Source organism: Microbulbifer sp. SE14, from assembly GCF_059834885.1.
The window spans coordinates 248,339-261,826 of the sequence record NZ_JCBAJA010000004.1; the positions used below are offsets into that span (position 1 = coordinate 248,339).

A 13,488-nucleotide genomic window follows, 5' to 3' on the forward strand; every position below is an offset into this window, starting at 1 on the left:
GTCCCGAGCCCCGTTTTTTTCACATTCATCATTCCGCATTCACAAGAGGACATCACTCCAATCCTCCCTCGCTCGGCGGCGCGCCGCGCCGCCAGAAGATTTCGGTTTCAATCGTCAATTCGTAATCACCGTACTGCTCGGCCCACTCTTCGGCGATCTGCGCCTTGATGGATTGCAGGCGCTCGTCCACCAGGCCCGGCGCCTCGTTTTCCGCCAGGTAGGCCAGGCGCAGCACCGACGGTGCCTCGCTCAGTTTTTCCAGCAGCAGCTCTGTGCGCGAGTGCCACTGCGGGCGCAGCTCGGTGGTGCCGGGTTCGAACACCGCCTCGGCCATATCCAGGCGCACCACCCTGTGCAGGCTGGCCCCGAAGTTGACCTTGATCGCCTTACCGCGCGTGGCGCGCACCACCCGCGGGTTTTCGCTGGTGAGGCGGTAGCCGCTGGGCAGGCTGCGGTCGTCCAGCTTCATGATGAAGTTGGAGCCGCGGTCCCGATCCGGCACCACCGCACAGGTGATATGGAAACGGCCGTGGGCGTCGGTGGTGGCGTTGAGGCCGGTGGCGGTCACCACCCGCGCGCCGGGCACGCCGCCCTCACCGGCATCCTGGTAGCCGTTCATATTCCTGTCGTCGTACACCTTGCCGATCACATCGGTACAGTCGAAGGTCGGGTCGGGCACCACGCGCACCGTGGCCGAGGCCTCGCCGGAAGCCTGCTGGCCGGACAGCTGGTTGAACATGCGCGCGCGGTTCACATACTTGCCCTCGCCCACACCGGAGCCGACGACCAGCAGCAGTTTCACCTCGCGGGTCTGGTCCGGATCCACACGCAAGTCCGGCCACTGCAGCTGCAGGCCGTCCACGGTGGGCTCCACCGCCTCTCCATCGAGGCGTGCGGAACCGGCCACGTACTTGAAGCCGGCGGGGAAGAAATCCACCAGCTGCAGGTCCGCCAGCGGCACCGGCAGGGTATTGCCGAAGGTGATGGTGTAGGGCACCAGTTGCGAGCGGGTCACGTTCAGCAGCGCCGCGGTCTTGGTGATCGACAGGGCGCCGTCCAGCTGCGGATCCAGTGGGATATGGTTGTTGAACAACTGGCTCTCGCCCGGGATCAGGTTGTCGTCCAGGGTCAGGCGCAGGTAGTAGTCGGTACCCGCATCCCGCGCGTCCACATCCACCGGCGGCGGCAGTTCGGACAGCTGCACCTCACAGTGTTGCGCCGTGCCCGGAACCAGGTCCTCGCCACTGCCCAGGCAGGCGCCCACATCGAAGCCCGCCGTCTCCTCATTGGTCTGCGGCGGAATGATCTTGGACTCGCCGGCGACATAGTCGTCGCCCTGCAGCTGTACCCGGATCAGGTAATCCGCGTTGGCCGGGCAGGCGGCATCGCTGAAGTTGATATCGAACTTGTAGTAGCCGCCGGCCTGGGTCACCTGGTCCTGCTGTTTCTCGTCGTCGAAACAGCGATCCGGCAGCGCCTGGCCACTGGAGGCGCGCAGCATGGTCAGGGTGGCGCCGGCGATCGGCTGGCGCAGCACCGAATCGTAGACGGTGCCGTTGGGCGTGATCGGCAGGTTCAGGTTCTGCGGATTCGCACCGGAGCCCACGTAGATCTCGGTGATCTGCTGCGGGCCGTTGGTGAAGTCCGAGCTGGTGTTGCCGAGGGACGCGGTGCTCTCGCCGGCGTCCGGCGCCGTGTATCTCAATTCGTAGCTGGCACCGCCCGTATAGTTGGGCACCAGGCCGTCGAACTGGAAGTAGCCGTTTTCATCGCTCTGCACCGTCTCCATCAGCGCATTGTTGAAATACAGATCCACGGTCCAGTTCAACAGCAGCCGCTCCTCGGCATCCAGCTGCTCGTTGAAATTCACATCGTGCCAGAGGTAGCCGTTCAGGTTGGCGATACCCGGTGTGCCGCCCACGTCGATGGCGACGCTGGCCTGATTGGTAGCGGGCGGATCATTCCATTGCACTTCCGCGGTATTCAGCACCCGGTAGCCGATTTCCAGATTTTCCGAGAGCCTGGCCTGGAAGCGCAGGGTCGCGGTGTCGTCCGGTTGCAGTTCACCGAAGGTTCCGGTGAAGTCCGCGGTGATCACCGAGCCATTTACCGTAATACCGCCCGCCTGTCCGTTCAGCATTGCGGAATCCGCCACATAGGTGAGTACATTCTCACCTGCCACCAGCAGGTCGTCGGTAATGGTTACATAGGTGGCGGGTACGGCGCTGATATTGGTGACCGTCACCAGGTATTCCAGGGTCGCGCCAGCCTCGGCCGCGCCGCCGCCGACAACCGCCACTTCCTTGGTGATCGACAGCTGCTGCGCATCGCCGACCACCACTTCGGTGGGCTGGGCGCCGTTGGATGGATTGCCGTCGGCGTCGGTCAGAGTCAGCGGCAGCTCAGCAGTGGAGACGCTGCCCTGGTTGCTGATCACAGTGCCGGTGGGCGTAGCCGCATTGACGGTTACGTCGAAGGTCACGGTCGCCGTCTGGGCGGAAGTGATCACGCCCTCGTCGGCGCCGGGCAGCGGCGGCGTCAGGTCGTCGGAGGAAATCGGCAGGCCGGCGTCGAGCCGCGAAGTGCCGCCGCCATTATCCGCCACCGCAATACCGTTCAGGGTGGTGCTGCCGGCCACGTAGGTGGTGTTGGCCGGCACCTGGTCGGTGAGTGCAACCTGGGTCGCATCCACGCCGCCCATATTGGTGACCGCGATGGTGTAGCGCAGTACATCGCCCGGATCGACGATTCCCGGGGACACATTGTCCACGGCGATTTCCACCGTCTTGTGGGCGATCAGCAGTGGCACGTCGCCGACGATATCGATCGTCGGGTCGTTGGGCGTATCGGTGCCCGGATCGTCGGACGGCACCTCCTCGAAGGCACCGCTGCCGGCGCCGGCACCGTTGACGAAGCCCTGGTTGGAAATGATGGTGCCGTCGTTCACGTCGTTGATGGTCACATCGAAAGTGACCACGACCGCTCCGGCGCCGCCCGCCGTCGCGCCGACAAAACCCTCCGCTTCGCCGGGAGAATTAATGGGCAAACCGGAAGCCAGCGGCGTGCTGCCGCCGACATCGCCGACCGCAGTGCCGTTCAGGGTGGTGGAGCCGGCCACATAGGTGGTGTTCGCCGGCACCTGGTCGCGCAGCACTGTATCGACGATATTCTCGTCGCCGGTATTTTCCACGCGGATGGTGTAGCGCAGGGTGTCGCCGGGCATCAGCAGTTCGGTATCGCCGGTGATATCCGCGGAGGTCTTTTCCACTACCAGGTGCGGTGCGGATTCGATAATCACCCTGGTCGGGTCCTCGTCGCCGGCCACATCCAGATCGTCGGCGCCATTGATATTCGGATCGTCACTGTCCTGCAGCAGCTGGCCGGGCAGCTGCACCTGGGCCTGGTTCAGCACCGCGGTGCCGCTGTCGATCACGGCCGCCAGGGCCACTTCGTAGCTGACTTCCAGGCTGCCACCGGCCGCCAGGCTCAGGTCACCCAGGTCCAGCAAACCACTGCCGTGGGTGCCGCCGTTCGGATCGGAATTATCGGTTCCGCCACTCACGACGATATTGGCCAGGGATCCCTGCTCGAACAGCGGCAGACTGTTCAGTCGGCCCAGGTCGTCGGTGATCTGGATACCGTTTACGTCGACGCTGCTCAGGTTGGTCAATGTCAGCGTATAGCGCAGCAGATCGCCGGGGCTGGCGACACTGGCCGGGTTCTGGCCGGCGGTGACATTTTCCACTGTCTTGTAGAAGGACACGCTCGGCACTGCGGCACTGATGGTATAGGCGTCCTCGTGGTCGAGGGTACCCGGGGTGCCGTCGGTGGGCGCCGGGCGGTTGTACTGGCGCGCATCCGGGCCGGTGCTGTCCCAGCTGTGCCAGAGTTCCACACCGGCGATATTGGTGAGAGAGCTGCCGTCGGCGGTATCCGCATCCAGGTAGGCGTCGTAGCTGAACAGCAGGCGATGGTCCGCGGGAATGGCCGCGGTGGCACCGACCGTGGTTACGGTCAGGGTGCAACTGGCCGCATCGAAGGCAGTATTGAAGTGTTCGCCGGCGTTCAGGGTGGCGACGGTATTGCCGGCGCCGTCGGCGATAACCGCGACAAAGTTTTCCGGCGGCGTCTCGCACATGCCACCCGGATCATTGTCCGGCAGGATATCGGTAACGGTGATATCCCAGGCCGGGCCGGTGCCGATATTGTGCACATCCAGGGTGAAGCGACCCGGCAGGCCGGACTGCACGCTGGCGGGGCCGGATTTGGTCATGGTCAGGTCGGTGGGCTCGACCACCGTCATATCCGCGGTGGTATTGCCGGCACCGGCGCCCTGCCCCGCGGCCGCGTTGTCGTTTTCGTAGCTGTAGCTATAAGTCGCGCTGTTACTGAACCCCAGGCCGTCCACATTGGGCGGATTGCTGTCGCGCAGGCGCACCGTCACGTCGATCACCACCTGCTCGCCCGGCGGCACATCTATGCCGTTGGCGGTGTCCTCGATCACCAGATCGGTGCCGGAGCCACTATTTACCGGGGTAAACACCTGGCTGCCGGAAACCTTGGCCGCCTCGACGAATACCAGGTCCGCGGCGGAGGCATCCAGGTTCAACAGAATGCGTACGTCGTGCAGCGCGGTGGTCTGCGCGGTTTCCGGAATGGTGACCCGGTAGCGGAAGGGCTCGCCGATGGACGCGGTGGGCTGGGTGTTCTCGATCAGCAGCGGCGCCGCATTTGGGGTATTGAACTGCACGCTCTCGGTCGCGCTGGGGCCGTAGTCCTCGCGCATATCCACGGTCGCGGTGGCATCGCCCAGCGAAGGCAGGTTGTCGTCGTCCAGCGAGTAATACACTTCGACGAAAGCGGCGTTCTGCAGGTTCAGGCCGGCACCCAGGTTGCTGTCCGCCTGCACGCGGTAGGTCATTTCCAGGCTCTGGCCGGGATCGATCGCGTAGGCGGTGCCCGCGCCGAAATTCCACACCGCCTCACCGGTGGAGGCGTCAAAGGCCGGCGCCAGGTTTGCAACTGCGGCGCCGTTCACCGTTGTGGACTGCACAGTGACACCGCCCTGGCGCAGGCCGTTGGGAATGGTGTCGCGGAACACAGGATCGTAGGCCGGAGCCGAACCGTTGTTGGTAATGGTCACCGTGTAGTCGACGGTGTCGTTGGGCGCGAGGGTGCTGCCGTCCGCAGGATTGGAGCTGATCGCCAGCGCCAGGTTCGGCTGCAGCAGGTCCAGGGTTTCGCCGTCGTTGCGACTCTCCGGACCGGTGGCGGCATCGAAGCTGAAGTCCACATTGTTGGTCAGCGGCGTATTATTGGCCGGCCAGGGGTGCACGTCCTGGTTCAGCACCCGCGCGCGGTAGCGGATAACGAATTCGTCGTTGGCCGCGCTGTTGTCGCCGGCGTTGACCAGGTCGGCGATATTCCAGGTCAGGGTCGTCGCGCCCGCGGCCGGATCGCCGGCCTGCACAGGCTCGGTGATATCGCCGTGGCTGAAGGGCGCCACCGCAGTGAAGGGCGCACTGTTGTCGCCATTGATCGCCAGGGTGCGATCGAACACCATGCCCTGCGGCAGGGTATCGGTAATTGCCGCATTGGGGGCACTGCCCTCCGGCAGGCTCAGGCGCAGCTCGTATTCGACGAAATCACCAATACGCAGCAGCGCATCGCCGGTGCCGTAGCTGTCGTCCAGGCGGGTCTTGGTGATGGTGCTGTCGTTGGCGGCAGTGAGCTGGGCTATTTCGTCTTTAATGACGTAATCATTCAGCGCCGGCGACTCGCTGCCGTTGCGTTCGTAAATGCTGGTGTTGTCTTCATCCAGGCTGGTCCACTCGATGCGGCTGGTACCGGAGAGATCGGTGGCCGCCAGCACGCTGTCGATCACCACGGCGTCGAACACCAGCGGGCTGTTGCCGCCGGCGGCGATATCCAGGTCGCTATTGCTGCGGTTCCAGTCCAGGGTCTGCGCGCTATTGATGCCGTCGCCGGCCAGCGCCGGATCGCCGATCGCAGCGCCGCCGAAGGTGGCGCTGCCCGGAACGAATTCCAGCCCCAGGGACAGCTGCTCGCTGACGATCAGGTCGTAGGCGTCGGAGTTTTCCGGATTGCCCGCGGCGGTCAGGTCCAGGGTAAAGCGCAGCACATCGCCGGCGTCCGGGGCGTTGCCGGGGCTGGTGATATTTTCAAGGGTTTTGGCCAGGGTGAGATCCGGCTCGACGATGGTCAGGGTTTCCGCGGTATCGCTGCCGCCGTTCTGCGCACTGCCACCATCGAACTCCGCGTAGGTATAGCTGGCCAGGTTGTCGAAGTTGTGTCCGGCCTGGGCCGTCGTATTGTTCGCGACCCGCGCCCTGACTTCAAAGATGGCCACCTGACCCGCGGGAATAATATCCACCGCAAAACTCAGGTTGTTGCCACTGCTATTGTCGGTGACGTCGAGGCCGTTGCCGCTGACTTCCTGGGCTTGAATCAGCTCCAGGCTGGAATCGAGAACATCCTCGACAACAACGTCGTAGATCGCCGAGGTGGTGGCACTGCCGGGCACCTGGATGCGATAGAGCACTTCCTCGCCCACTGCGGCGGTGCTGTCGGATTGCAGTGTTTTTGCCGGCGGTGTGACGCTGGTGGCCGCGGTGCCCATCGGATATGGAGACTGCAACGCCACCGGTCCGTACTGCTGGCCGGACTCCGCAGGCAGGGACCAGTAGTCATTTACAGTGAAGGTATTTTCCCAGGTCTCACCGCCGCCGATATCGGTGTAAAAACCGATCTCGTAGTAGATATCCAGGCAAGCCCCGGCAGCGATCGCGGTGCTGAACTCGAACAGCATATCGCCGTCGCGGGCGGCAGGCGCAGTGTAGGTGTAATCGGTGCCCTCAGTCAGCGGATTGCCGTCGACAGAGACCTGCATATTCGCGATGGAGGTTTCATCCATCTGCGGGGCCAGGTCGTCGGTCAGCGACAGGTCGTAGGCCGGCGCCAGGCCGGAGTTACAGGCGTGCAGGGTGAACTGCATCACGTCGTTGGCCGGGTCCACATTCATATGGGAGGCGGGCCAGGTGGCGTCGGTCTTGGTCAGGCCATCGATCACCGGCTGCAGCACAGTGATGCTGGCATCGTCCTGCGGCGGCGACGCCGCGCCGGTGTAATTGAGAATCGCAGTGTTGGTCAGGGTCGCGCTGGGTGCGCTGATGCCGGAGTCCTCGGTCACCCGCGCCGTATACTCGATCACAAACGCGTTGGTATTGCCGAACTCGCTGGTGATATCCCCCAGGTCCCAGGTCACAGTGCCGGTGGCGCCGGTTGCCGGCACACTGTTGGCGCTGTAGGTAAAGCCGTTCAGGCTGTCGCTGTAGGGCGCAGTGGTGTCCCCATTGACGCTGATCACGGACTCGAAGGTCAGGCCGGCCGGCAGCTGGTCGTCCACGGTAACCGCCGGTGTGGTACCGGACTGCAGGTTCAGCTCCAGACGGTAGTTGGCGGTATCGCCCAGGCGCATTTCGCCGACGGGGGTGTCCGTATCGGTATCGGCGACAACGCTCTTGGCGATATCGGTGTTGTCAACGGTGTTGATACTGGCCTCGGCGGGGCCCACGCAATAGTCGTCCGGTGCCGAGATAGTCGGGCAGCCCTCGCCATCCCGCTCGTAGGCGGTATCGTTGATGCTGCTGTCGTCCAGGGAGGTCCAGTCCAGTATTACGCTGTTGTTGATCGGCTGGCCGAAGACGCCGGTCACCTCTGCGTGATAGGTCAGCACCAGGGTGCTGCCGAGAGGTAGGTCGAGGCTGTTGTCGCCGTTCTCGCGGCCCCAGATCAGCGGACCGGACGGTGCACCGTCCGGCGTGGTAACAAAACCAACAACTGGCGTGCCGTTTACTTCTGCCGTCGGGGTAAAGCTGTTGTCGAACTGAAGCTCCGGCGGCAGCGTATCCACCAGATTCAGGTCGAATGCATCGGCGGTGGAAACACCAACGTGCTGGACGGTGATCACGTATTCGAGTACATCGCCACCCACCGGAAGGTTGCCCGGGTTGCTGGCATTGCTGACCGCCTTGTCGATGATCAGCTGCGGCTCGACCACGGTTACCGCGGCGGTGTTGTCGTTCAGGTTTTCCGTAGCGTCACTCTCGCCGTTACTGTAGCTCAGGTTGACGCCGTTCTGGCGCGAGTCGCCGGCATCGGTGGCCAGGTCGTTCTCCACCCGTGCGAAATAGTTGATGCGGATAACCGGGTCAATGGCACTGCCGGCGGTGTCGTTCTCGCTTTCGGTATCGACGGTGCCGATATCCCAGGTGGCATTGCCTGCGGTGTTGTCTGCCGGGAAGCTGTTGAACGACGCCTCCCCAACGGCGCCAGCGTTGATGGACTCGATACCGATAAATTCGTAGGTAATGTCGTAGTCGGCGTTGTGGCTCAGTACATAGCCTTCCAGGCTGCCGAGTTGGTCGGTGACGACGACATTCTGGCTGACGCCTTCCGGCAGCTGTATCTCGACCTGGAAATTCTTGTGGGCGCCGATGGTCGGCACCACGGCCGGGTCCAGGTCCGTCTTGGCGACGACCAGCGGCGGCACTTCGGTCTGCGCGGAGGCGTTGGTCTCGTAATCGTTGATCGCGTCGCCGGCATTGGGTAGCACGCCGATGCGCATACCGTCGGCGGCGCCGTCCACGCCTATCTCACCGCCGCTGTTCAGGGCCACATCCCGCCCAGGCAGGGACTGCCAGCGGGCCTCGATGGTGTTGTCGAGAATCTCGTGGGGCTCTACGCCCTGCTCCACCTGCACGTCGAAGGTGAAGGACTTGGTCTCACCCGGCGCGATGGTATAGTCGGCGTTGGCGCGGTTCCAGCTGAATATCGGCGCATTGGGGCCGATGGTGGTGGTGTCGTCGTTCTGGGGCGGATCGGTGCCGCCGATATTGCCCAGGTAAACCAGTTTGGTGCCGGTCAGGTCGTCCAGCACCCGCAGGTTGTAGGCGTCGGCGCTGCCGGTATTTTCCGCGGTCACGGTGACCGTGAGGATATCGTCCGCATCGCTGTTGGCGACGGCGAAAGACTTGGTGAGGACGATATTCGGTTCCTGCACCGTGACTTCGTGGGAGTCGAAGGGCACCACTACGGTATTGCCGCCCTCGTCCACATAGCTGACCTGGGCCGTGGTGTAGCTTCCACCGTTGCCGATCACATCGCCATCGTTGGTATTGGCGCTGTTCTCGATACGCGCAATAAATTCCACCGGGAATTCGAAAAGACTGCCGGAAACCGTGGTCAGCTCCTGGTCGCCGAAATCCCACTCGATATAGTCGTTGCTGCCGGTGCTGGTACAGGTGGGCGTGAAAGAACCGCCGGGGACAAAACCGGCCGCATCGTAGGGCGCCGCATCTAGGTTGACTTCCTGCCCCTCGATACAGCGCATGCCCGCCGGCAGTTCATCGCGAATCACGAAGTTGCGCAGCTTGGCCGCCGGAATCTGCGCGGTCAGCTGGTAGCGGATCTCCTCGCCGACCACCACATTGTCGCTGCTGGTGCCGCTGGCGCTGCCATTGGACAGCTCCAGCGCCGCCTTGGGTTCCGCCTGCACCTCGATAATCTGCATCTGCGCGGTAGCGTCGGCGGACTGGTAGTGGCGCGCGCGGCCCTGCGGGTCGTTCTGCGGAGAACAGCTGGCCTCGTCCGTATCGTTAAAGGCGCACCCCAGTCCATCGTTGTCCGCATCGCTGTCGATCTGCGGCGCATTCTGGTTGCCGAAATCCCCCTCCAGGCTGTCGTAGCGCACGAAGAAGGTATTGGTAAAGGTCTGCAGCGGCGCCACCGACTGGTGCGGCTTGACGCGGTAGTAAAGGGTTACCGATTCGCCCGGATTCAAGCGCTCCAGTGCCGCCGAATGCTCGTAGGAGAAGGTCACGATGGCCGGCGTGCCGCCATCGGCGCAGTGGGTCGCCTCATCGTAGTCGTCGGCGCCGGCGGTGGTGCCCACCCAGCCGTCGTCACCCTGCGCGGTTTCGGACGAGCCGTCGGCGTCGTTGTCGATGAGGTCCTCGTGCAGCGGCTGCACGCACATCTGGCCGGACGGGTCCAGGGTGTCGGTAATCACCAGATCGTAGGCCGGTGCGCGACCTACGCCGCTGTCGGCGGCGCGGTTGCTTACGGTCAGCCGGAAGATATAGGTCTGGTCGCGGTGACCGTCGTCCGTCAGGTCCTCCCAGGTGTCACAGCTAACACCTGTCCCGTGAAGGTTTTCGTTACAGACCTTTTTATCCACCTCGATATGCGGTTCCGTGATCGTCAGGTCTTCGCGCCACTCGGACTCCGCCGGGTAGCCGGGGATATTGCTGGGTACACCGCTGTAGTTGTCGACGATCACTTCTTCATCGTCGAAGACCGCGGTGAACTGGGAGCGGCCGTAGTCGGTGCTCGGATTAGCATGCTGATTCGGGTCGGCGACGGCGTCCACCGGATCGTTCAGCAGGCGGGTGGTCATATTCCACAGGAACCAGCGGTCCCGCTCGGAGACGGGGTCCAGCAGGTCCCATTCCAGGTCCAGCTCGCTCAGCGGATTGTTGAGTCCGCCCAGCTCGCTGATGTTTGAGCCGATATCCTTACAGTTTGTGTTCGAGTCCGGATCGGGCAGGGTCACCTCGGCACAGGACAACTGCTGATCGGCGATGTAACCCTGACCATCGGGTATATCATCCTTCATGGTGATATCTTTCACCTTGATCAGGCTGTAGCCGGGGGTATCGAAACCGAACCAGCCGCCGGCGTAGATATCGAAACCGCAGTCCTCGCCGATAATGATCTGGTCGTTGGGAAATGCCGCTTCAGAAGTCAGCTCGGTACACTCGTCGGCGCGCTCCTTGATCAGGTTGAAGCCCAGCGCCTTGGCCCGGATGGCGTCGAGGGTGTAGTTGTTGGCCTGCTGCTGGTCGGGGAAGGTGCCGGCAACGCTGGCCGGTGCCGGGAAGTCCAGCGGCGTGCCGTCGTGCAGGGTGATCTCCCCCACCACGTCGGCGCGGAAGGTCAGGTCGTCGTCAGTCGCAGAGTGGTTCCGCTCCACATCGAAATTCAGCGTGACCACCTGCCCGGGCTGTATAGTGCCCAGGCTGTCGCAGAGGTAGACACTGGCGCTGTTGGGCAGGAAGACTGGGTCCTCCCACAGCGGGTGGATATTGCTGGAGATTGGATAGTTATGCGGATCAGTGACCGGGCTACAGCTGCCGGGATTCACCACCGACATCGCCTCGCCGAAGGTCACATAGACATAGTGGTCATTGGCCTCGTGACCGCCGTTGTTGATCACCTCCACGGTCATGGTGGTTGTGCCGCTGTCGCGCACGATGTAGAGCGGCGGCTGGGCGAGAAAATCCAGGTCCTCCGGGTCCGGTTCGACCGGTGTATTGACCACTTGGGTCGGCGGATCGTTGAGGGAGCAGAAGTCCTCGAAATCTATGCTCAGGACATTGTCCGCCAGGGGAATATTGCTGTTGGGATCGTCGGCACCCGCCAACTCCTCCGGCACATCGAGATCTGCGACCTTGTCGTAAAAGCTTGACTCCGTAGTCACGATACGGAAACGGATCTGGATTTGGTCCCCATGCCGCATCATGTTTTCCTGATCCGGATAATCCGGATGCACGGTGCTGCTCAGGAGGCGAAATTCCGGCTGGTTGTTGGCGAGGGGGTCGGAGTCCCACTGATTCCAGGTGGAGCCGACGCGCCACTCAAGGGTATCCGCCATACCCGGATAACTAGCAGCATAATTAGCGCCGTGACCACCGTCGTAGTTGCGACCGGTATTGCTGCTGATAATTCTCGGATCGTAAGTTGTGTCCACCACATATTCGTTGGGCAGGTCGTTGGTAAACACGATGTCCTTGACCGAACCACCGCTCTGGTTGTTGAGCGTGATGGTCACATAGCCGGCAGCACCCAGTGGCTGGGCGGTGTTGGTGCCGGTGATGTCCACGGTGACATCAAGGCTGTTATCGGAAAGGGCGATCAGGTCCTCGGTTTCCGGTTGGTTGCCGACGGAACCGCCGCTGGGGCTGGAAATACCACCGGGGCCATTGCCAGTGACATCGCAACCCCACTGCAGGTCATCGACTATGTTGGTGCTGTCCTCGCAGGAACTTGTGACCTTGCCCACCAGATAGAGCACATTGTAACCGCCGACGGGCACGTCCGGCGTTCCGGAGGCGCCGAAGGGAGAATTGATCTCGAAATCCTCCAGCGTCTGGCCGGCTGAAATACAGGGTGAACCACCGGGAGCTACGCCGTCGTTGTTCGCCACCGCCAGTGCAGACGACTCCGAGGGACAGGCGTAGTCGATATCCGTATTGGGATCGGGCACTATCATATCCAAGCGCACGTCCTGCATGGCCACGTCGCCGCTGTTGTTGATGCGCACCCGCCAGACTACGTCGTCGTTGATATTGCCGTAGACGTCGTTGCTCCAGTTGGTCTGCTCCGCGTCGACGTTGCGCCCCTGATTCTGAATGGCCGGCTGCGGCTCGCGCAGGTACAGGTCTAGGCTGTCGCTATCCGTCTCTCTGGGGAAATTGCAGTAGTCGAAAGAGGCTGTCGCATCGAGTATGCGGCTGTTGCTGACGATGTCCTCTTCCTCCCCGGAAACACTACGCACGCCGAAGGTGATGGTCATGGTGCTGCCTTCGGGCCGGGACGCCAGGGCGGAGAGCTCTGACGAGGTCCAGGTAAGCGTGGTACCGTTGATACTGGGGTCCGCGGAGGAGCCCGCACTCGCCACCGTGGAGCCGGGGATATACTCGAGCTCCGAACTGCCGAGATCCTCGGTAACCACGATATTGTCGATATGCTGGTTGGGACCGTGAATACCACTGGGGACACTGATCTCAATAGTGACTTGGCCGTTGCCACAGAGGGTGCACCAGCTATCGCTATAGCGGTGGTCCAGGATATCGAAGGAACTGGGGTCATTTGGGTTATTCGGGCAGTTGTGATCCGCCAGCGCTTCCGGCGCAGACAACAGAAACCCACAGCAGGCAAGCAAAAAGCCAACAAGCGCATTCTTCAAAGATTTCCGTCCAGTTACTTCCGACATCATCGTCACTTATCAGCCGCCGCTCTCAATTGAAACTCATAACCCCGGCACCCAACGGCACCGCCACCGGACAGGCACTCCCCGGTGGGCGAACTTTAGTCAGAAGGCGAGTTTGCAGCCGTGAAGCAGGTCATAAATAGCGGTTTGGCAGGGAACTTTTTTAAGGTTTGCCAAGTGGTTCTCAGGGGAACTTGAGGTGGATTCTTAAGTGGTGGGTAGGAGGTATCGGGGCGGGGGTTGGGCCGCTCTTGGGTTGTTGGTTGGTTCCTTGCCGTAACGGCAAGTTGTATTGCCGGCCGCGGGATCGATCGCGGCCATGGGCCGCTTCTCTAAAGCGGCTCCTGATGTCAACCACTAATCTGGTTTCCGCTGTCCAACCATTACTGAGTTTCAGGCTTCTCTACGTGGTCGCT

1 protein-coding gene is annotated in these 13,488 nt (G+C 62.5%); it reads right to left on the minus strand.

Features of this window, described 5'->3' with window-relative positions:
- Nucleotides 1-52: 52 nt before the first annotated feature.
- Nucleotides 53-13,000, minus strand: a complete 12,948-nt coding sequence (locus tag AC6R19_RS05065) for an isopeptide-forming domain-containing fimbrial protein (RefSeq protein ID WP_500578591.1) — start codon at nucleotides 12,998-13,000, stop codon at nucleotides 53-55.
- Nucleotides 13,001-13,488 lie beyond the last annotated feature (488 nt).